The organism is Bacillus sp. N6 (assembly GCF_052805735.1).
In genome coordinates this window covers 1671434-1691700 of record NZ_CM127843.1, presented here as the reverse complement: position 1 = coordinate 1691700, position 20267 = coordinate 1671434, and the positions used below count along the sequence as shown (strand labels likewise).

22 protein-coding genes are annotated in these 20267 nt (G+C 33.5%); 9 read left to right on the top strand and 13 right to left on the bottom strand.

Annotation, left to right across the window (positions count from 1 at the left end):
• Positions 1-22: 22 nt before the first annotated feature.
• Positions 23-1294, bottom strand: coding sequence for a cation:dicarboxylate symporter family transporter (locus ACUXVC_RS08860; RefSeq protein ID WP_446026000.1), 1272 nt, complete (start codon positions 1292-1294; stop codon positions 23-25).
• A gap of 376 nt (positions 1295-1670) precedes the next feature.
• Here ACUXVC_RS08860 and pyrH point away from each other — a divergent pair, with 376 nt between their 5' ends.
• Positions 1671-2414, top strand: a complete 744-nt coding sequence (pyrH, locus tag ACUXVC_RS08855; RefSeq protein WP_001248059.1) for a UMP kinase — start codon at positions 1671-1673, stop codon at positions 2412-2414.
• A gap of 53 nt (positions 2415-2467) precedes the next feature.
• Here pyrH and cls read toward each other — a convergent pair whose 3' ends face one another.
• Entirely contained in the window at positions 2468-3679 is a 1212-nt protein-coding gene (cls, locus tag ACUXVC_RS08850; RefSeq protein WP_340784232.1) for a cardiolipin synthase, read from the bottom strand.
• Positions 3680-3789: 110 nt separating this feature from the next.
• Between cls and ACUXVC_RS08845 the strand changes: the two genes are divergently transcribed.
• Complete coding sequence (locus ACUXVC_RS08845) at positions 3790-4728, top strand: esterase/lipase family protein (protein ID WP_446025999.1); 939 nt, start codon at positions 3790-3792, stop codon at positions 4726-4728.
• 44 nt (positions 4729-4772) lie between these two features.
• Here the strand turns inward: ACUXVC_RS08845 and ACUXVC_RS08840 are convergent, their stop codons facing one another.
• From ACUXVC_RS08840 to ACUXVC_RS08820, 5 genes are all read right to left on the bottom strand, one after another.
• Entirely contained in the window at positions 4773-5918 is a 1146-nt protein-coding gene (locus tag ACUXVC_RS08840) for an ABC transporter permease (RefSeq protein ID WP_000651881.1), read from the bottom strand.
• A gap of 1 nt (position 5919) precedes the next feature.
• A complete protein-coding gene (locus ACUXVC_RS08835; protein ID WP_340784237.1) occupies positions 5920-7029 on the bottom strand; it encodes an ABC transporter permease in 1110 nt (369 codons plus the stop codon).
• Positions 7030-7066: 37 nt separating this feature from the next.
• A complete protein-coding gene (locus ACUXVC_RS08830) occupies positions 7067-8005 on the bottom strand; it encodes an ABC transporter ATP-binding protein (protein ID WP_088023064.1) in 939 nt (312 codons plus the stop codon).
• Positions 8006-8143: 138 nt separating this feature from the next.
• Positions 8144-9244 carry a sensor histidine kinase gene (locus tag ACUXVC_RS08825; RefSeq protein WP_446025998.1) on the bottom strand — a complete coding sequence of 367 codons (1101 nt, stop codon included), beginning with the start codon at positions 9242-9244 and terminating at the stop codon, positions 8144-8146.
• Between the two features lie 4 nt (positions 9245-9248).
• A complete protein-coding gene (locus ACUXVC_RS08820) occupies positions 9249-9887 on the bottom strand; it encodes a response regulator transcription factor (protein WP_000694106.1) in 639 nt (212 codons plus the stop codon).
• A 219-nt stretch (positions 9888-10106) separates the two neighbouring features.
• Here ACUXVC_RS08820 and ACUXVC_RS08815 point away from each other — a divergent pair, with 219 nt between their 5' ends.
• Genes ACUXVC_RS08815 through exsE form a run of 4 tightly spaced genes read left to right on the top strand, consistent with a single transcriptional unit; the run spans position 10107 to position 13108 of the window.
• Positions 10107-10652 (top strand): RNA polymerase sigma factor, encoded by a 546-nt coding sequence (locus ACUXVC_RS08815; RefSeq protein ID WP_306236426.1) that lies wholly within the window; start codon positions 10107-10109, stop codon positions 10650-10652.
• Positions 10649-11092 carry a hypothetical protein gene (locus tag ACUXVC_RS08810; RefSeq protein WP_016082116.1) on the top strand — a complete coding sequence of 148 codons (444 nt, stop codon included), beginning with the start codon at positions 10649-10651 and terminating at the stop codon, positions 11090-11092. The genes ACUXVC_RS08815 and ACUXVC_RS08810 overlap by 4 nt, the downstream gene beginning before the upstream one ends.
• Positions 11085-12155 carry a hypothetical protein gene (locus tag ACUXVC_RS08805; protein ID WP_446025997.1) on the top strand — a complete coding sequence of 357 codons (1071 nt, stop codon included), beginning with the start codon at positions 11085-11087 and terminating at the stop codon, positions 12153-12155. Before ACUXVC_RS08810 ends, ACUXVC_RS08805 begins: the two co-directional genes overlap by 8 nt.
• Positions 12152-13108: an exosporium protein ExsE gene (gene exsE, locus ACUXVC_RS08800; RefSeq protein WP_446025996.1), complete on the top strand. Its 957-nt coding sequence runs from the start codon at positions 12152-12154 to the stop codon at positions 13106-13108. The genes ACUXVC_RS08805 and exsE overlap by 4 nt, the downstream gene beginning before the upstream one ends.
• Positions 13109-13140: 32 nt before the next feature.
• Here exsE and ACUXVC_RS08795 read toward each other — a convergent pair whose 3' ends face one another.
• Together ACUXVC_RS08795 and ACUXVC_RS08790 are read right to left on the bottom strand one after the other, a co-directional pair.
• The gene (locus ACUXVC_RS08795) at positions 13141-14388 is read right to left on the bottom strand and encodes a DUF445 domain-containing protein (protein WP_050843214.1); all 1248 of its coding nucleotides are present in this window, start codon (positions 14386-14388) and stop codon (positions 13141-13143) included.
• A 154-nt stretch (positions 14389-14542) separates the two neighbouring features.
• Positions 14543-15874 (bottom strand): D-serine ammonia-lyase, encoded by a 1332-nt coding sequence (locus ACUXVC_RS08790; RefSeq protein ID WP_098127362.1) that lies wholly within the window; start codon positions 15872-15874, stop codon positions 14543-14545.
• Between the two features lie 145 nt (positions 15875-16019).
• Here ACUXVC_RS08790 and ACUXVC_RS08785 point away from each other — a divergent pair, with 145 nt between their 5' ends.
• The gene (locus tag ACUXVC_RS08785) at positions 16020-16565 is read left to right on the top strand and encodes a helix-turn-helix domain-containing protein (protein ID WP_098127817.1); all 546 of its coding nucleotides are present in this window, start codon (positions 16020-16022) and stop codon (positions 16563-16565) included.
• A gap of 39 nt (positions 16566-16604) precedes the next feature.
• Here ACUXVC_RS08785 and ACUXVC_RS08780 read toward each other — a convergent pair whose 3' ends face one another.
• The gene (locus tag ACUXVC_RS08780) at positions 16605-16781 is read right to left on the bottom strand and encodes a hypothetical protein (protein WP_002025592.1); all 177 of its coding nucleotides are present in this window, start codon (positions 16779-16781) and stop codon (positions 16605-16607) included.
• A gap of 143 nt (positions 16782-16924) precedes the next feature.
• Between ACUXVC_RS08780 and ACUXVC_RS08775 the strand changes: the two genes are divergently transcribed.
• Together ACUXVC_RS08775 and ACUXVC_RS08770 are read left to right on the top strand one after the other, a co-directional pair.
• Positions 16925-18019, top strand: a complete 1095-nt coding sequence (locus tag ACUXVC_RS08775) for a response regulator aspartate phosphatase (RefSeq protein ID WP_000114849.1) — start codon at positions 16925-16927, stop codon at positions 18017-18019.
• Positions 18019-18156: a hypothetical protein gene (locus tag ACUXVC_RS08770; protein ID WP_000724012.1), complete on the top strand. Its 138-nt coding sequence runs from the start codon at positions 18019-18021 to the stop codon at positions 18154-18156. The genes ACUXVC_RS08775 and ACUXVC_RS08770 overlap by 1 nt, the downstream gene beginning before the upstream one ends.
• A gap of 117 nt (positions 18157-18273) precedes the next feature.
• On the opposite strand, the gene ACUXVC_RS08765 is transcribed toward ACUXVC_RS08770, so the two are convergent.
• Genes ACUXVC_RS08765 through ccdA form a run of 3 tightly spaced genes read right to left on the bottom strand, consistent with a single transcriptional unit; the run spans position 18274 to position 20258 of the window.
• Positions 18274-18954 (bottom strand): prolipoprotein diacylglyceryl transferase family protein, encoded by a 681-nt coding sequence (locus tag ACUXVC_RS08765; protein ID WP_098127815.1) that lies wholly within the window; start codon positions 18952-18954, stop codon positions 18274-18276.
• 17 nt (positions 18955-18971) lie between these two features.
• A complete protein-coding gene (locus ACUXVC_RS08760; protein WP_000733187.1) occupies positions 18972-19526 on the bottom strand; it encodes a TlpA family protein disulfide reductase in 555 nt (184 codons plus the stop codon).
• An 18-nt stretch (positions 19527-19544) separates the two neighbouring features.
• Positions 19545-20258 carry a cytochrome c-type biogenesis protein CcdA gene (ccdA, locus tag ACUXVC_RS08755; RefSeq protein WP_000990443.1) on the bottom strand — a complete coding sequence of 238 codons (714 nt, stop codon included), beginning with the start codon at positions 20256-20258 and terminating at the stop codon, positions 19545-19547.
• Positions 20259-20267: the final 9 nt, after the last annotated feature.

Below are 20267 nucleotides of genomic sequence, written 5' to 3'. Positions count from 1 at the left end.
TTATTCACTCCTTAACGATTTCTTATGCTGCTTTTGTTTCTTTGACTGTTTCTACATATTGTTTTGCTTTCTCATTATCGAATTCGCCTTCCCACTTCGACATAACAATGGCCGCTAATGCATTTCCTAATACATTGACAGATGAGCGAATCATATCTAAAATGCGGTCAATTCCCGCAATTAACGCGATACCTTCTAGTGGTAGCCCCATTGAACCTAACGTTGCTAATACAACAACGAACGATGCACCTGGAACTCCCGCCATACCTTTGGATGTTAACATGAGAACGAATAATAACGTTATTTGCTCTGTCAGTGACATGTGCACACCGTACATTTGTGCAACAAATAATGCCGCTAACGCTTGATAAATAGCCGATCCAGTCAAGTTAAATGTATAACCTGTCGGAATTACGAAAGAGGCAACTGCCTTTGGACAACCGAACTCTTCCATTTTTCTCATTATATTAGGTAAAACAGCTTCTGAACTTGCTGTCGTAAATGAAAGAATAAGTTCTTCTTTTAAAATTTTCATTAATGTAAAAATGTTTACGCCAACCATTCTTGCATTAATACCTAATACAATCACAACGAATAGTATAACAGTTACGTATACAGCTAGCACTAGTTTTCCTAAAGGAAGTAGTGTTGCTACACCAAATTTTACAACCGTAACGGCAATTAATGCGAATACACCAAATGGTGCAAATTTCATAACTTGATTTGTAACCCAAAACATCGCTTCGAGTACACCTTCAAAGAAGTTAAAAACAGGCTTTCCTTTTTCCCCAATTGCTGCAACTCCTAAGCCGAATAGTACTGAGAAGAATATAATCGGTAATAGGTCACCTTGTGCAATCGATTCAAATACGTTTTTCGGTACAATGTGAACAATTGTATCAGCAAAACCTTTCTTCTCTGTTGCATCTGCAGTTTGTTTATAAGAAGAAATATCACTTTGCTGTAGATTACTCATATCAACGCCAGTACCTGGTTGGAATATATTCGCTGCAAGTAATCCCATTAAAATAGCAATCGTCGTAATAATTTCGAAATAAAGAATTGTCTTACCGCCTAGTTTCCCAAGCTTTTTCATATCTCCTACACCAGCTACTGCAACAATTAATGCTGAAATAACAATTGGTACTACAATCATTTTAATTAAGTGAATAAATATATCCCCAATTGGTGTGATATAAGAAATCGCCGTTTTATTGCCATAAAAGACTGCCCCTACTACAATCCCTAAAACAAGCGCGACAAAAATTTGTGTTGCCAATCCGAATTTTTTCATTTATGTTCATCCCCTTCATGCGAACGCTTTCAATTTGAATTTATAAAAGCTACTCACACATCTTATAAGCGAACCTACAAAATCATACAAAAACCTACAAGTTCGTCACAAAAAATTCAAATATTTTTCTTATTTTTTTCATTGACACCATTTTGTTAAAAAACGATAAAATAAACTTGATAAGTAATCAGATTGTTTCGTATAATCAAAAAGATATATACTTAAAACAAATCAAAATGAAAAGGAGTGGATGTTATGAAAAACTATACAAAGCAATTCGTCCTATCTTCTTCTTTTCTTTTTCATTTTCTTAAAAAGGAACAAAGGCATTCGCCTTTGTTCCTTTTTTATTGCGATCTATATAGGGGGAATTGTTATGAGACCATATAAACGTGTCTTAATTAAATTAAGCGGCGGTGCACTTGCCGATCAAACTGGAAATAGCTTTAACTCCAAACGATTAGAACATATCGCAAACGAAATTTTATCCATTGTTGATTTAGGTATCGAAGTATCCATCGTCATCGGTGGCGGTAACATTTTTAGGGGACATCTAGCTGAAGAGTGGGGAATTGATCGCGTAGAAGCTGATAATATCGGTACGTTAGGTACAATCATTAACAGCTTAATGCTTCGCGGTGTTTTAACAAGTAAAACAAATAGAGAAGTACGCGTTATGACTTCCATTCCATTTAATGCAGTAGCTGAACCATACATTCGCTTGCGTGCAGTCCACCATTTAGATAACGGTTATATCGTTATCTTTGGAGGCGGTAACGGCCAACCGTTCGTGACGACAGATTATCCAAGTGTACAAAGAGCCATCGAGATGAATAGTGATGCCATATTAGTCGCAAAACAAGGGGTCGATGGCGTCTTTACAAGTGATCCAAAGCATAATAAATCAGCAAAAATGTACAGCAAACTAAACTATAATGATGTCGTTAGACAAAATATACAAGTCATGGATCAAGCGGCATTACTGCTTGCCCGGGACTACAATTTACCAGCACACGTCTTTAACTTTGATGAGCCTGGTGTCATGAAGAAAATATGTTTAGGCGAACATGTGGGGACGTTGATCAATGATGATGTTACGATGCTGGTGCATGAAAAATAATAATTCCCCACCAAAAAGGGTGCCTTTTGTAGGCACCCTTTCCTAATTCATCATCACAAATAGAAGTCAACCAATCCTGCCACTTTCTCCTTACAACGCTCCCAAAAAGATAACTTTTCAAAAAACTCTTTCGTCATTTCTTTCGAATCATGAAAATCCTCTGTTAACGCCTTATTAACTTGTCCTACAATAGGACCACCATAAATATAAAAATTCATTTCATCATTTATATTGAAGCTACGCGAAGTAAAGTTTGTTGTACCTATAACAGTTAACTCATTATCAATTAGCATTAACTTTCCATGAAACATCCCTTTTTTATAACCATATACCGTAATCCCGTTATTAACAGCTTGACGTATATACGGATATGCCGCCTCTTTAATAAGGGGGATATCTGGTTTATATGACCAAAGTATTTTTACTGTAACACCACGTTTTTGCGCTTCAATTAAAGCATTCATTAATTCTTTATTTTTCGCTATAAAATAAGGTGTTGTAATGACGATTGAATGCTGCGCTTGCTTTATTAGCTGTATATATGTTTCAGCGACGTAATGCCCATTGTAACTAGTCATAGTATGTAAAGTATTCCCTTTACTAGCTTTATTCGTACTTCTCTTTATCTCTTCTTTCGTATCTCGTTTCCAATCTAAAGCGAATTGCTGTTCTAAATCTTTTGCCCCTTCTCCTTTAAGACGTACATGATAATCACGCCAATATCCAAATCGCTTATCTTTCCCTAAGTACTCATCTCCTATGTTAAATCCGCCTGTATAGCCAATCTCCCCATCAATCGTCGTAATACGGCGATGATTACGATGGTGAAGTGAATAAAATCCGAATGGTAATGAAGGTTTTCTACTATATGTAAAATGTACACCACTTTCCCGCAATTCATTTATCACCTTTCTTTCAAATGATAAATCATTAATGCGATCAACTGATAAATAGACGTTTACTCCTTCTTTTGCCTTCTCTTTTAATAAGTTTAAAAAAGTATGGCTACTTTTATCATCCGACAAAATGAAGAAATAAGTGTAGATGGAGCTTTTCGCTTCTCTTATATCAGTAAATAATTGTTTATAAAAAGACTTCCCTTCTACATATAATTGAAAGTCACTATAATGAGATGCATACTCTGTCGGCATGTTTTTCCCAGCTTCCATTTTCCTACCTAAGGTAACATCGATATGCATCCAAATTAAAATAAAAACAAAAATAGCAATAATAATAGAAGTAACTCGTAATATTTTTTTAATCATTTTGATTTCCTTCCGATCAAATTACTTTCTACTCTGTAGTGTTTCATTTAAATATGTTTTCATACGAAATGTATTTCTATTGATACCAAACGATTAAAGGAGAGAGAAATATGAAAAGAGGAAAAATCCCTATTGTTTTTATCCCAGGTCTTTTCGGTTCAATGAGTAACATTATCATTCCAGGTACTGGTAATTGGAGTTTTGGACTTTCTGCATTTGTTTACGAACCATTCATCATGATGTTAGAAAGTATGGGGTACGAACGAAATAAAAACTTGTTCATCTGTTTTTATGACTGGCGGCAGCGCATTGTTTTTTCTACACAAAAATATTTATTACAAACAATTGCCTATGCTAAAAAAATTACAGGGTGCGATAAGCTAAATCTAATGTGTCATAGTATGGGCGGGCTTCTTGGACGTTCTTACGTTCAAAGTGAAACATATAAAAATGATGTGAATCAACTTATAATACTCTGCACACCAAACGCTGGATCTCCACCAAATTATAGTTATTGGACTGGAGGTAGTCTCCCTATCCATGCCTCTTCTAAAATAAATATCGTTCATTTTCATATGGAACAATATATTCGTTACTTAAGCATCTTACATAAACTGAATAAGGTTGAGGCGATACATCTTTACTTTCCAGGATTACAAGATGTTATTCCTTGTAAAGATTACGGAAATTATTTATTTATAAGATCTGACTCTTCTCTTACATTTCTTCCTTATAGTAATATGCAAACGAAAAACCCTTTCCTCGATACATTAAATGAAAATAGATTTATTATACAAAAAAGAAATATTGAAACTACACTCATTGCCGGAGATGGAGAGGAAACAATTCAATATTTACAAGTTGTCCCTTCACACTCCAAACTGAAATGGACAGACGGCAAAGTCGTCGGTGATTTACTTACAAAACATGGTGACGGCAACGCTGTTTTACATAGCGTTTTTCTTCTAGAGGGAAATAAATATGTTGTGCATGCTTCACATAACGAAGTGCTCTACAAAAGCATTCCTATATTACAAAAGATACTCTAAATTACAAACAAAAAAGGTATGGCATTAAGCCACACCTTTTCACATTAAACAAAATTCCTCGCATCATTATTTCTTCCAAACTTATAAATCGCAATTAAGAAGAATGCAATTGCGAAAGCAAATAAAATTAAAATGTTTAAATACAACTCCGAGAATGGTATTCCTTGTTGTAGTTTCGATACTGTATCTAACAACCAGCGCTGTGGAAGAAAATTAGCTACTTTTTGTACTGCACTTGGCATAATGTCATATGGGAAATAACATCCAGCAAGTAAGCATGTTGGTACAATGACCATGTTTTGCATCGCATTTGCCGATGCTGAGTTTTTCGAAAAAGCTACAAGGACTAATGATATTCCAATTGCGATTAATGCAAATAGCATTAGTACGCCCATCATCACTATAAAAGGCATATTGATATTCGTATGAAAAACATTCGTTAGGAATAGGATTGTAATCAAAATTTGTACTGTTAGTATTATCATATTTACCCCGACATTAGATAATATGAACTTCTTCCCATCTATCGGCGTTGATAATAGTCTAAAGTACGTTCTATTCTCTTTTTCTTTTAAAATATGACCTGATAAGTTCGCTGCTGAAAACAGCATAAACATAATAAGGTAACCCATCGTTTGATTTGTCATATCTTTATTTTTCGAAGTATCTTCTAGCGTCTCAGTTTTCATTTTAAATGAACTTTTTTGATACCCTGCGTACATATTGTCGAATGTACTTTGATCTGTTCCTGCTACTTTACTAATAGCTGCTATATTATCAATATAATTATATAAATATGATTTTATAAATCCTGTTACTTGATCACCTTTAATCGATGAAATTTCAATATGCTCTGGTTTCCCTTCTCGAACACTTTTTGAAAAACCAGAATCTAATGTAATAACTCCATCAAGTTTTTTGGAAGTGAGTTTATCTTCTACTTCAGACTCCTTAACCTTACTCACATTCACATGATTTAATCCTTCTAAAAACTTTATCGTATCATTTGCTATCGGCTCATTTTCTTTATTTACAATCCCGATATTTAACGTTCCTTGCCCTGCATTTCCGTATATCGAGAAGGAAATGAGCGTCCCTATTATCGGCAAGCTAATTATAATGAGTAAACTTTTTTTATTTTTCAAAAGCACAGATAACGTTTTTTGTATGAGCCATAAAATATCCTTCATACTATAGCCCCTCCCGTCTACGTAATGCAATAATTGCAATTAATAAAAAGAGTGCTGAAATTCCAAGGTTTAAAGAAATGACTGGTAATGCTGCCCCTACATCATTTGCATAAATAATTTTCATAACAGCTGTATTTGCCCAAGTTAATGGTGATAAATTCGTAATGAAATTTTCTTCTATTACGAAATATGCACCTCCAAAAATAGAAGCTAATTGCACAACAACCATAATAATTGCCCTAGACGCTTCAGCTGTTTTCGTAATATATCCGATTCCTAAACCGAAGCTAATTGCTAGAAAGACTTCTGTTAATAAAATAAGAAATATGATTCCAAGATGGTCGCCCCAATTCGCTTGAAAAACAAATTTACTAAATAACATGACGAGTAATATGCACAGGGCATTCGCTACTATGCTACCAAGTACTTTTCCAATGAATATTTCAGCTTTACTTATAGGTGCAGCAATGAGACGATCTCCTGTTTTACGTATTCGTTCTCCTCGAATTAAAGAACTCGCTCCCATCGCAGCATATAGTGCAATCATCGTTGTCATTACAACCGCATAGTAATCCATAGAACCTGGTTTTTTCGCAGCTTGTAAAGATGTTTCTTTTATATAATCATTATGATTTCCGTTTGAAATAACCGTACTAACCTTAGTAGGATCTACTTTTGCAACTTCGACCGCTACATTGTACTTATCAACAAATGTTGTAAGCATTCCTTCCACAATACTTCCCTCAATACTACTTTTGTCACTTCCATAAAATTTTGCACCATCTTTATTTAACTCTACATAAGCGGCATATTTATTTTGCTTCACTTCTTCTTTCCCATCTATACTGCCGGAAGCTTTTTTAAAATGAATACCTAATTTATCCACTTCTTTCGTAAATGCTTCAAATGATTGAGAAAACGTGCTACTCGCTTCATCTTTATATAGCACTTGTATATCTTTAATCGAATGACTATCACTATTAAATGCGTTGGTTAACGCTGTTCCTAACACAAGCATAAGCACAATCGGAAATGCTAACATAAAAACTAAAGTCCTTACGTCTCTGAAATCTCTTTTAATATGCATAATTGCAATATTGAAGATGTTCAATTGATGAACCTCCCTTTACCTTTTCTTCATTTACCTTTTATTTATCTCGTAAGTTTCTTCCCGTCAATGTAAGAAATACTGTTTCTAAGTTGGGAGCCTGCTCCTCTAATGAACGAATTTCAATATCATGATTGATACAGTGTTGAATGATTTTATTTAAATTATTTAATCCCGCATCAGAATTCACTTTAATTACGTTTTCTTCAATTTGAACTGCTTTCACACCGTTTATCTCTTTTAATTTTTCCACGTCTAAATTTTCCACCGACTTCACTTCAATCCAAATATCTTTCGTATCAGTAATAATCGATTTTAGTTGTTCTTTCGTACCTTCTGCAATTACTTTACCGTGATCTACTATTGCTATTTTCGTACAAATCTCTTCTACCTCTTCCATGTAGTGACTCGTATAAATAATTGTACTTCCCATTTCATTTAATTTACGTACTGACTGCAAAATGTAGTTTCTTGACTGTGGATCAATTCCAACTGTCGGCTCATCCATAATAATTAACTTCGGTCTATGAGCAATTGCACAAGCGATATTCAGTCTTCGCTTCATCCCACCAGAAAAGTTCTTCGGATAGCTTTTCTGTTTATCACTAAGTCCTACAAATTGAAGAGCTTCCTCTACCCTAGCTTTTAATTCGGTTCCACGTAATCCGTACAATCCAGCAAAGAATTTCACATTTTCATAGGCAGTTAGCTCTTCATAAATCGCAATATCTTGTGGAACAATACCGATATTCATTTTCGCAAATCGATTATGTTTCTTTATATTTTTTCCTAGTATGCTAATTTCACCTTCATTACTTCTTAACAAACCAGCAATCATATTTATCGTTGTACTCTTACCAGCACCATTTGATCCTAAAAAGCCAAATATTTCTCCTTCTTTAATAGATAAAGACATATTATCAACTGCGATGAAATCACCAAATTTTTTCGTTAAATTTTTAATTTCTAATGTATTCATCATTTTCACCCCTATTTCGGTTTCTCTGCTATTAGTATAAACAAAAAGAATGAACCTGCTCAGTGCAGAAGTTCATTCTTTTCACATGAGAATATTCACTTTTTTCATATGAGATGGTTCATCCTCGTCCCATTCTCTTTATATTGGCAACAACATCGTTACTGAAAAACCACTTGTCCCATCTACAATAATTTTTCCGTTTACAGACGCCGTTCGCTCCTCCATCCCCATAATACCGAGACCTTTTTTAACAAGTACTGCACCTTTGCCGTTATCCTTCACTTGTACCTTTACCATCTTGTTAAGTACATGAATATCTATAGAAATGACTGTCGCATCAGCATATTTCATTGCATTTGTTAGTGCTTCTGTAACATTCTCACCGATAATTTTCCACTGAATGGGAGAAATCATATCTAAGTTCCCTTTGTACACAAAAGGAATATTCACATCATTCTTACCGGCAAATTCCTCTATGAATAATTTCATACGATGAATGCCAATTTGCTCAGTTGGTGGTTTCATATTTTTTAATGTAATCCGAATGCTTTCAATACCATCTTTTGAAATGTGAATTGCATTTTGTAATAACTCGGCTGATTTTTCTTTATCTATCTCCATTAACCTCTTTGCTGCTTCCATTTGAATAAGTGCACCTGTCATCGAGTGGCCAATTTTATCATGAATTTCTTGAGAAAGTCGATTTCTCTCTTCTAACTTAAATGTGTATTCTGATTGCCTTATGTACTCTTTATTTTCATGTAAGCTTTTCGTCAATCGCTGCATATCTTTTCGCATCTTATCATTTTGTGATTCAAGCTTTAATAAGCGCGATATATACCGTTCTGCCATAATTAATACGAGGAAAGAAAATGCAACAATTAATCCGTATGTCATTCGAATACTTTCATCTGAAATCGTAATTGGGAGCATCATAATGACAAAGCGTGGCCAATTCTTTTCTATGTAATAGAATGTAATTTCGTATAAATTCAAAGGTAAAAACAAAATAAAAAATGGATGAACCCTCCATGTAAATAACATAACTACACCAATTGACATACAGATTAATATTTTTTTATACGTATCTTTTTTAAATATAGAAATCATTACGTTTACAGAGAGGTAAATAAGTAAAGTAAATATAACCCACGATAAATTTGCTACATTTGCGTAAATATAACTAAACACAATATATAAAAAGACAATTAATTTACTTACAGTTAACCAAAATTCCATATCATTAATCTACTTTCCCTGTTAAGTAATAAATCGCAATTTGTGTGCGATGTTCCAGTCCAGTTTTCCCTAAAACTGACGTAATATAATTTGCAATTGTTCCTTCAGATATAAAAAGCTGTTTCGAAATTTCTTTATTTGAGAAGCCTTTTGCAATTAATGCGATAATACTAAGCTCCCTTTCTGTGAAAAGGCTCTTATCAATTTTACATTCTTCCTCTTTACTTTCCATTAAATTAGACTTAATTTTATCGAGGACAACATCTTGCATAACAGTTTGACCGTTATATACTCCTTTTATCGCATCACGAATCCGCTCCGGATCGTTATTTTTTAATAAATAACCTTTCGCTCCGTTTTTTACTGCATCCAAAATATATTCATCATCATCAAACGTCGTCAAAATAAGCGGTTTTGTTTTCGTCTCTTCACAAATGAACTTCGTCGCCTCTACCCCGTTCATATTTGGCATGCGAACATCTAATAGAGCGATATCAACATCGTTCTTTTTGCAATACTCCACTGCTTCTTTTCCATCATTTACTGTATCTACAACTTCAAACTCTTCATATGTATTTAAAATAATTTTCATGCCTTCTCTAATAAAAGAGTTATCATCTGCTATTAATATTTTAATTTTCATGTTTGTTAGTATGGACCATCCGTACTAACATTCACATCCTTTCTTCCCGTAACATTTCCTACTTGCTCATTATATACTTCTCTTTACCATTTTTTCACACCTTTTTTCATCTAGCTCTCCTGCAAAAAATATATTATTCTTTTTTTATAAAATGTGTAGGGTGACTTATCATTCTTTACGTCTATATAATAGAATGCGTCAAAAAGGAGGGAGAGACCGATTGAGGAAAAACAATTAATTGAAAAAGCACAGCAAGGAAGCGAGCATGCTTTTCGTATCCTTGTACAAACATATCGTCATTATATTTTTCAAGTTATCTTTTCTATTTTAAGACATGAAGAAGATGCTAAAGATGTTACACAAGAAGTATTCGTAAAAATTCATACCTCTCTCCCAAATTATCAATTTCGCGGATTAAAAACGTGGATGGCACGTATTGCCACCAATCACGCTATTGATTATAAGAGAAAGAAAGCTAGAGAACACGAAGAACTCTCCTTATGTAAAGAAACAGAGGAAAATATAAAATCCTCTCATAACATTGAAGCTTTACTATTGACGAAAGAGCAAAAATTACTTATTGCTCAAAAACTGAGAGAACTTCCGGAAAATTACCGTGACGTTGTTCTCGCGCATTACTTGGAGGAAAAAAGTTATCAAGAAATTGCTTTCCAAGAAAACATCGAAGTGAAAACAGTAGAAATGAAACTGTATCGGGCAAGAAAATGGATAAAAAAACATTGGAAGGAGGAAGAGTTTCTATGATGCATTATTCAAAAGAAGATTGGCGCAATTATACATTAGATTTTATAGAAAACAATGAACGTGAATCTATGGAAGAACATCTTTATGAATGTGATCATTGTTTAGCACTTTATATGGAAAGTATTGATGAACAACATGAAAACCTTCCAATGATAAATGATGATTCATTTACGAACGAAGTTATGACGCAAATTAATTTTGAAACGCTACAACCTAATGAAAATATAAAAACAAACTCACTAAAACGCACAATTATTCACTACATAATTGCGACTGCAGCTACAATTATTTTTATGGTAAGTGGTTTATTCCAATATATTTTTACAGCGACATCAAATTTCGAGAAATCTTCAAAACATAACGAGTCTTCTATCTCACAACAAATTGTAAACAAATCGGTAGATACATCAAAAAAGGACGGAGGTTTAAAGCATGAATAAAAACCCCTTTTTAGCACTTGTATTAGGGCTAATTCCTGGGCTTGGACATTTATACTTAAAAAAGCTAGGACGGTTTATTCTATATAGCGGAGGATCTTTATTTCTATTCTCCTTTGCAGTATTTTGTACCATAGGAGTAAGAGGACGTGATATCGCTTTTCTTTCTCTATTTTTACTAGCTGTTCTATGGGTAATTAACTTACTAGATTTAGTTATCACCATTATAAAACAAACGAAAAAACAAGAAGCTGGAGAATTGATAAATTCTTCTAAAGAGAGCGAACGATTTTATATCATTCTCCTATCCATCATCCCTGGACTTGGCCATTTCCAATTAGGACTTATGCAACGCGGTCTTACGTTTTTAGTCGCTTGCGCTGGCTTAGGCAGCATGATTATATTTGTAACATTATTAACATCTCAAGGAAGTTTCCTTATCTTTCTTATTACGTTACCTGTTTTATGGATTTATAATTTCTTTGACGTTGTTCAGCAACTACAGAAAAAAGAACGCGACGAGCAATTAATTGACCGTACTATTTTCGAAGATTTTGAAGAACATCGAGAGCAAGGAAAGAAAAGTAAAACATTTGCTTCTATTTTAGCGATGTTCCCTGGAGCAGGTCATATGTATTTAGGTTTACAACGCCGTGGTCTTCAGCTTATGGCAGCCTTTTTACTATCTATTTATTTACTCGACTTATTAAGACTTTCTGCGTTTTTATTTTTAGTACCAATCATTTGGTTCTATAGCTTTTTTGATGCGTTACAGCAAACAGCAAAATACGGAAAAGAACGAGTACAAGACGAACCCATTATCGATTATTTTATAAATCATCAAAGATGGATTGGTATCGGATTAATTACACTCGGTGGTTATTATTTATTAAATCAAACAGTCCTTCCTATTTTGAATGATTATTTTGTAACTATATTTAATATTCATCTTAGTGAACTATATTATCGCTATTTCCAGACATCTATCGTTGCGCTCCTTTTAATTGGTGGCGGCTTTAAATTGTTACTTGGAAATAAAGAAAACAAAGGTGGGACAAGCGAATGAGGACTTGGCGTGTTGGAACATTCTCAATGGGGCTTTCTATTATATCGTTAGGATGCTTTTTACTATTTTCAGTCATAAAAGGAATTCAAGTATTAGATACACTAACTGCATGGTGGCCAGTTTTACTTATCATACTTGGAGCTGAAGTTTTACTATACCTTCTATTTTCTAAGAAGGAACAATCATTTATTAAATATGATATTTTTAGTATTTTCTTTATCGGTGTTTTAGGAAGCGTTGGAATTGCTTTTTACTGTTTATTATCAACTGGATTACTAGAAGAAGTTCGTCACTCTATTAACACAACGAGGCAAACGAGTAATATTCCAGACGGACAATTTGATATACCTGAATCTATCAAAAAAATCGTAGTAGATGCAGGACATCAGCCTCTAACGATAGAGGGAAATAATACAAATCAAATTCACCTTTTGGGAACTTATGAAATGACGACGCAAGCAAATGAAAAACTCAATTTAAAACGAGATGATTTCCTTTCGGTTCAAACGGCTGGAGAAACGATGTACATCGCTTTAAAATCATTACCTGTTCAGCATACGTTATTTAACTCAGCACCACAGGTGAAACCAACGCTTGTTCTTCCGCAAAATAAAAATGTGGAAATTCGCGCTTCAAATAACGAGCTATCTCTTTATCCTGGCCAATTACAAAATAATTGGTTTGTACAAAACAACTCAAGTGTATCTGTTCATTTAGCTAAAGAAAGTGATGTTTCTTTAACAGCAATAACAAATCAAAAAGAAACACACGGAAACACACCTTGGGAGCAAGTAGAAGATTTAACGAAAAAAGAAAATAATTCTTCAGAAGAACATCCAGAATTAAACGAGCAAGAACATTGGTATAAAAATTCGATTAAAACTGGAAATGGGACGTACAAGTTAAATATTGAGAAAGCTTATAATTTGAATATGAGCGTTATCGAAAAATAAGAAAAACCTTCCACAATTGTGGAAGGTTTTTCTTATATAATCGCTTTAATTCCTTCTAAAATTAATCCAATCATAAATCCACACACAGCACCGTTCACACGGATCCACTGCAAATCTTTACCGACATTATTTTCAATCATTTCGATTAATGTTTTATCATCTAACTTATCCAGGTTTTCTTGTACAAGCTTACCGATTTTCGAATGGTTCTTCTCAACAAGATTCACAACTTGTTTTTGTAACCAATCTTCTATTTTTTGAACAGTCATTTCGTCTTCTTTTATTTGATTCATTTGTTTTTGTAAAAATGGAATAACATATTTATCAGCAAATTCTTCATTTTTTACAAAAGTAACTGCTCTTTGTTGCACTTGCTCCAGCATCTCTTTTATTTTGTCAGTAGCATTCCAATTCGCAATCCACTTTTCTTTCCAATTTTCTAATTCCTGTAATAAAGCTTCATTTTCTTTTACATTTATAATTTCTTGACGAATCTTCGCCAATATAAGTTGTCTTGTGCTATTATCCGCATCTTGTAAGCTGTTAATATTACTAATGATAAACTTCTGCAAAATGCCACCAATTTTATCTTCATCTACAATATTCATAAATGATTTCAAAGTAAACTGCAAGAACCCATCTACTTTTATATTTTCCATTGCCTTCATACCTAAGCTTCCGAGTTGGTAACGAGCTTCATCTTGCGCTGTCCAATCTTTCACTTTTACTAATATGTGATCAAGTGTCTTTTCATCATATTCTTGCACAACTAATTGATCAACAAGCACTTGTAAAATGTTACTTGTATTAATTGTATGTAAATATGTTTTTAATTCTTTTTCAATAATAACAGCTAGCTTTTCTGTATCTATTGTTACAATCGCTTTCTCTGCAATCGTTACAATCCCTTTTTTCACAGCATCAGACTGTATTTCTCTTTCAGCAATTTGCAGCACCATTTGTGCTAACTGCATCTCTTTTACTTTATTCGTAATACTTTCTTTCGTCAGCCATTCATTTTCTAACGTATGAATAAGCCCTTTCGTTACCCGTTTACGATTTTTAGGTAGCAATGCGGTATGCGGAATTGGGATCCCCATCGGATGACGGAACAATGCTGTAACCGCGAACCAATCCGCAAGTCCACCAACCAATCCAGCTTCAAATCCCCCTTGTATAATCTCCCCTGCTACCGTTCCTTGAAAAGGGATAGAAGCCGCAAAACCGACACCCATAACCCCAAGCGAAATACCCGCTATATATTTAGTCTGTAATGACATCGTATACACATCCTCTTATTATGTAAAATAAAGCTTTTTGTTGTATTTATTCAATATTAGTTATCCTTTATATATACTATAAAGAACTATTATGAAAATAACAAAGATTTTTATGTACATGAAAAAAATGAGGCTACAACTAGCCTCATTTTTCTTATATTGTTAATTCTAAACCTTTCTTATAATAATCACTCATTACATCTTGTGGAACCATACTTCCACCCGTTCCCCACACAATATGAGTACCTTTTGTCACCTTCTCTGTTAACTGTTGCTTTTGTAAATACTCATCTTCTTTACATACTTTCACTGGCCCTATCATACCTGCTAGTGCAGAAGGCTCTAAATAAATATTCTCCGTATCAGCCAGTTCTTTTAACAATCTATATAACTCTTCATCGCTTACTGTATAATTTCCACTTAAAAATGGTTCCATCGTTTTCCCAACAAATCCAGACGGTCTTCCTACCGCAAGTCCATCCGCATCTGTTACATTATCAATTCCGATATCTTGAACAGCAATTTTGTCATGAAGGCCTGTCATTAAGCCGAGTAACATACATGGAGAATGTGTTGGCTCTGCAAAGAAACAATGAACGTTGTCTTTATACAATAACTTTAAACCAAATGCTACTCCGCCAGGTCCGCCCCCGACACCACATGGTAAATAAACGAATAGAGGATGTTCTTCATCTACTACAATCTCTAACTTTTCTAATTGCTTTTGTAATCGTGATGCCGCTACTGCGTATCCTAAAAATAAATCATGTGAATTTTCATCATCTACAAAATAACAGCTAGGATCAGCATCAGCTTGCCTTCTTCCTTCTTCTACAGCTTTACTATAATCATCTTCATATTCAATAACATTTACACCTTTACTTCTTAATAAATCTTTTTTCCATTGTTTCGCATCTGCTGACATATGAACAGTGACATTAAAACCTAGTTTTGCACTCATAATCCCAATACTCAATCCTAAATTACCTGTAGAACCTACCGCAATTGAATATTTCGCGAAAAACTCCCTACATGTATCACTATCTAAAATAGAATAATCATCTTCTTCTGTTAACATTCCATGCTGCAATGCTAGTTGTTCAGCATGTTTCAATACTTCATAAATGCCGCCCCTAGCTTTTATTGATCCTGATATCGGAAGATGACTATCACATTTTAATAATAATTCCCCTAAAATAGGTTGCTCGTAATTTTTCTCTAAAGCTTCTTTCATAGAAGGTATTTTCACTAAAGGTGATTCAATTATGCCGTTCGTCTCTTTCGTTTCAGGAAAAACTTTCGCAATATATGGTGCAAAACGCTTTAATCTCTCTTCCGCATCTTTTACATTCTCTTCATTAAGTGGTGAATCTTTTATTGCTGTTTCATACTTTTCTATGTTTGGATTTATCCAAAATACTTCTTCTGTTGCAATAAGCTTATTCACTAATGGATATTCTGCTTGTAATGCCCCTATTTCTTTCATTTTGTTTCCTCCTTATATCCTTGTAGCTCACCATACAATAAATTATAATTAATTTTAATATAGTTTAACACAAATAATCCAATTAAGTTAATTTTAATTTAATTTATTTAAATATAATTTAATAATTATTAAGGAGATTTTCATTATGGAAAATATAGATATTGGTAAAAAAATTGAAAAACAAAGAAAAGAAAAAGGTTTAACTAGTAAAGAACTAGCAAAGATGGCCGATATTACACCATCAATGTTAAGTCAAATTGAGCGCGGGTCCGCTAACCCTTCTATCCAAACATTAAAAGTGCTTGCTAAAGCTCTTGATGTGCCAACATTTAGCTTTTTACTTGAAGATACAAATACAGACGATTTAATTGTACGTTCCCATAAACGAAAGAAAATGATTATTGATAATTTATCATATGAAATGCTTTCACCTGATTTCACTGGAAATTTAGCAACAGCAATTATGACCGTCCCGCCTAATACAGCTTCATCAGAAAATGTGCTAGAACATAAAGGAGAAGAATTAGCATTTGTATTAGATGGGAAAATCACATTATATTTAAATGCGGAAGAATACGTATTAGAAACTGGCGACAGTGTAAAAATACCTGCTTATTTAAAGCATAAATGGGTGAATCATTTTGAAAAAAACGCGATAGTCTTATTTTCTGTTACTCCGCCGATTTTTTAATATATCAATAAAAACAGGATGATTCTTATAAAGTGAGGATTATCCTGTTTTTATTAAATAAGAAAGTGAAATTTTTGTTAAAAACTTAACAGTTGGACCCAATCCGAACAATCCTCCTAAAAACATATTTACAAGTAAAACTATCCCTCCCATTGATGCTAACGTATCATGAGTCAGATTCATCCCACCACTACCAGAGGCACTTGTAATATTCACATAAAAATAAGAAATATGTAAAAATTAATTAATTTTTCAGAATTTTGTTGAAAAATATGGTAAAATCACTCTTATACTTCTTCTATTTTGCTATTATAGAAATAATTAAATTAGGATACTTTTATCGAATGGGGGAATATATAATGAGTGTGTTATTAAAAGGGCATGAACAGATTGTCAACGAATTAAACATTTTATATCAAGTAATGGTAGCGGAGCAATTAATTGAAGCGAAACAATTAAAAGAAAAAATAGAGAAACAGATTAATAAAATTGAAGCTGATCAAACTCTATCGCTTTACTACTCCCTACTAAACTTTAAATATAAGGTCCTAACCGATTGGACAAACATTAAGTATGATACTTTTAGTCAAATTGTTCGTTTAGACAATCCAATAACTGAAGACTTTATTACTTATTATTATCACTTTTTTAAAGCTGAACATGCTACCATTATTGGAAATTATGATGAAGCAAAAAAAGAATACGAAAAAGCTGAATCCCTTTTAAAACATGTACCAGGCGAACTAGAAGAAGCTGAATATAAATATAAATTTGCTATATTTAATCACCATACAAACAAACCACTTACAGCAATCAATTATGCAAATCAAGCTAAAGAGATTTTCTCAAAATATCCACGTTATGAAATTAAAATAGCTCTATGCGAAAACATTTTAGGCTCATGTTCTGTTTATTTAAAACAATTCGAACAAGCCGAAGAGAACTATAATTCAGCAATCAATATTTTACAAAAGCTGAAAGACGATACACTAATCTTAAAAGTTCGAAATAACTTAGGTTGGCTCTACTCTTCTCAAAATCTATCAACCCTTGCTATTAGACATCTTACAATAGTTACAAACAAATTACCTAAACACCTAAAAGCCAATTTTCTACAAGCCAAAGAACATTTTAGTTTAAATGAAAAAGAACTTGCAAACGATTGGGTTCAAAAAGGCTTAGAAATTTGTAATGAATTAAATAATCAAGAATATAAACACCATTTCACTATCTTAAAAACACAACACACTGGTATTCTAGACGACTTAGAAAACGCAATCATTGCAGGCACTACATATTTTAACAGTAAAGAATTATACGATTATGTACAAGAATATTACGAATTATTAGCAGTAGAATTTCATAAAGTGAATAAAATAGAGAAATCTCAAAAATATTTTTTCAAAACTTACGAAGCAAAACAAAAATTATTAACTAAGGAGGCACTAAGATAATGAAAAAGATTAGTTTAGCTATTTTAACCTTTACATGCATACTTGCTTTTGGATTTAATAATTTTACTGAAAGTCAACAAGCAAAACAACTTCCAAAATGGGATACAGATAAACAAGAAACACATGCAGACCTATAGAAACCTAAAAACCCCTAATAAAGGGGTTTTTAGGTTTCTACAATATAATGATTTAGCATATGATGAAGAAATATGCTTATAAAAGATAGCCATATACTCTCTGTACATGGCTATCTTTTATTTTTTCGGCACCAACAAAATCCCTAAACTAATAATACAAAAGCTCATTATTTGCTCTGCTGATAGACCAAACAGAACCGAATTTTGTTCACTAACAAGCGAAATAATAATATGAGCAAACCCCTCAATAATTAGAAAAACACTTATATTCTTTCCATTTCCGAGCCTTTCATTTTTCATCCATAACAAGCCCATTATACAAAGAGCAAGGATGATCTCGTATACGAATATAGGGTGATATAAAAGTTTAGATTCATATATTTTCATTCCCCATGGTAGTGTCGTTTGTGCACCTACTTCATGATGTAATAGAAAATAAAAGATAATACTCACACACAGACCAAAAGGCAATGCATCAAGTAAAATACGAAGCGAAAATTGCTCCTTTTTACTTTTCCAAACAATGTATACACTCGCAATTACGCATCCTACTACAATATGTTGCATACTTCCAACAGCTAATATTGCTTGCACTGGCGCCCCAAAGGCCCATACAGGATTTAAAATTGCTGGTGCAAACTTCCATACAAATACGATGATAAGAAAAGCATTTGTTACGGCATCCATCATTTTTTCATATGATACATTTTGATGCCTCATCTTTCGTTTCATCAACATAAATCCAAATAGACTTCCAATTATAAGAGATATGGGTTGTAACCTCACGATCCACTCCATCGTCACCAAATCTCCTTTTAATTCTCAATCAATTTCTTAAATTTCTTTTCTAATTGATCTGGTGGTAATACACCTCGTACATGATCTACTATAATTCCATCTTTATTAACAAAAAATGTCGTCGGTAAAGAGAATACTTTATAATCTAGTCCAGCTACTCCGTCCATATCTAGTAGAACAGGAAACTCAAAACCATAACGATTAGCAAATGCGCTTGCTTCTTGTACTGGGTCACTAACAGTTGCATTCACCGCAAAAATTTCAACATCCTTTTTATATTTATCATACATATGAACTAAGTCAGGTGCCTCCATTTCACACGGCCCACACCATGATGCCCAAAAATTAATAATATACGGTTTTCCCTTTGCATCATTTAACGACTGTAACTTTCCGTCTAATCCTTTTAATGTGATGCTAGGTGCTTTAAAACCGACTTGTGGTAATACTTCTTTCTCCTGTAACTCTGCTTGCTTTGCTTTTCTTTCCTTCTCTTCTTTCTTTGAATTATAAAAGTTAACCCCCGCCCAAACGAGTGCCCCTACTAATATAATAGCAATTAGTTTCTTCACTTTTCTTCCTCCTCATTTTTAAAAACCTGTAAATCCACCGAATAGACGAATAAAGAATGCTGTAATTTTCGTCATTTGATTTGTATACAATAAAATACCTGTTACAATCATCATTCCACCGCCAATTTTCATCATGACATTGGCATATGTAACAATCCATTTTACCTTCCCAATAAAGAATGCCATCACGAAAAATGGAACCGCAAACCCAAGAGTATACGCTGTAATATAAAGAAGCGCCCCTTCAGGATTCGTCGCGCCAAGCATGAGTACAGCTGAAAATATCGGTCCAACACATGGCGTCCAACCTGCTGCATATGTCATACCGACTAAAATCGAGCGAATATATCCAGTCGATTTACTTCTATACTGCACCTTTTTCTCTGCCATAAGCCACTTAGGCTGAAACAAGCCCGTCATAAATAGCCCCATTAAAACAATAAAAATCCCACCAATTTGTTGAATCAATTTTTGGTTAGATGAAAATGTTATTCCAATCCAGCTTACCGATAAACCTAACGCGTAAAATATAACCGAAAATCCGATCATAAAAAATACTGTATGTATAATCGCTGATTTTTGCATAATCCCACGATTTTCTTTTAAATCTTGGATAGACACACCTGTAATATAAGATAAATAAGATGGATATAGCGGTAAAGAGCACGGTGATATAAATGACAATACTCCCGCCCCAGCCACAAGCCAAATTGTTAAATCTGCTGCATTCATTTTATTCCC

What these genes read in the sequence shown, in the direction of transcription:
- ACUXVC_RS08860 (WP_446026000.1), bottom strand. Translation starts at nt 1,294, where the DNA reads ATGAAAAAATTCGGATTGGCAACACAAATTTTTGTCGCGCTTGTTTTA.
- pyrH (WP_001248059.1), top strand. Translation starts at nt 1,671, where the DNA reads ATGAGACCATATAAACGTGTCTTAATTAAATTAAGCGGCGGTGCACTT.
- cls (WP_340784232.1), bottom strand. Translation starts at nt 3,679, where the DNA reads ATGATTAAAAAAATATTACGAGTTACTTCTATTATTATTGCTATTTTT.
- ACUXVC_RS08845 (WP_446025999.1), top strand. Translation starts at nt 3,790, where the DNA reads ATGAAAAGAGGAAAAATCCCTATTGTTTTTATCCCAGGTCTTTTCGGT.
- ACUXVC_RS08840 (WP_000651881.1), bottom strand. Translation starts at nt 5,918, where the DNA reads ATGAAGGATATTTTATGGCTCATACAAAAAACGTTATCTGTGCTTTTG.
- ACUXVC_RS08830 (WP_088023064.1), bottom strand. Translation starts at nt 8,005, where the DNA reads ATGAATACATTAGAAATTAAAAATTTAACGAAAAAATTTGGTGATTTC.
- ACUXVC_RS08825 (WP_446025998.1), bottom strand. Translation starts at nt 9,244, where the DNA reads ATGGAATTTTGGTTAACTGTAAGTAAATTAATTGTCTTTTTATATATT.
- ACUXVC_RS08820 (WP_000694106.1), bottom strand. Translation starts at nt 9,887, where the DNA reads ATGAAAATTAAAATATTAATAGCAGATGATAACTCTTTTATTAGAGAA.
- ACUXVC_RS08810 (WP_016082116.1), top strand. Translation starts at nt 10,649, where the DNA reads ATGATGCATTATTCAAAAGAAGATTGGCGCAATTATACATTAGATTTT.
- ACUXVC_RS08805 (WP_446025997.1), top strand. Translation starts at nt 11,085, where the DNA reads ATGAATAAAAACCCCTTTTTAGCACTTGTATTAGGGCTAATTCCTGGG.
- exsE (WP_446025996.1), top strand. Translation starts at nt 12,152, where the DNA reads ATGAGGACTTGGCGTGTTGGAACATTCTCAATGGGGCTTTCTATTATA.
- ACUXVC_RS08795 (WP_050843214.1), bottom strand. Translation starts at nt 14,388, where the DNA reads ATGTCATTACAGACTAAATATATAGCGGGTATTTCGCTTGGGGTTATG.
- ACUXVC_RS08790 (WP_098127362.1), bottom strand. Translation starts at nt 15,874, where the DNA reads ATGAAAGAAATAGGGGCATTACAAGCAGAATATCCATTAGTGAATAAG.
- ACUXVC_RS08785 (WP_098127817.1), top strand. Translation starts at nt 16,020, where the DNA reads ATGGAAAATATAGATATTGGTAAAAAAATTGAAAAACAAAGAAAAGAA.
- ACUXVC_RS08775 (WP_000114849.1), top strand. Translation starts at nt 16,925, where the DNA reads ATGAGTGTGTTATTAAAAGGGCATGAACAGATTGTCAACGAATTAAAC.
- ACUXVC_RS08770 (WP_000724012.1), top strand. Translation starts at nt 18,019, where the DNA reads ATGAAAAAGATTAGTTTAGCTATTTTAACCTTTACATGCATACTTGCT.
- ACUXVC_RS08765 (WP_098127815.1), bottom strand. Translation starts at nt 18,954, where the DNA reads ATGGAGTGGATCGTGAGGTTACAACCCATATCTCTTATAATTGGAAGT.
- ccdA (WP_000990443.1), bottom strand. Translation starts at nt 20,258, where the DNA reads ATGAATGCAGCAGATTTAACAATTTGGCTTGTGGCTGGGGCGGGAGTA.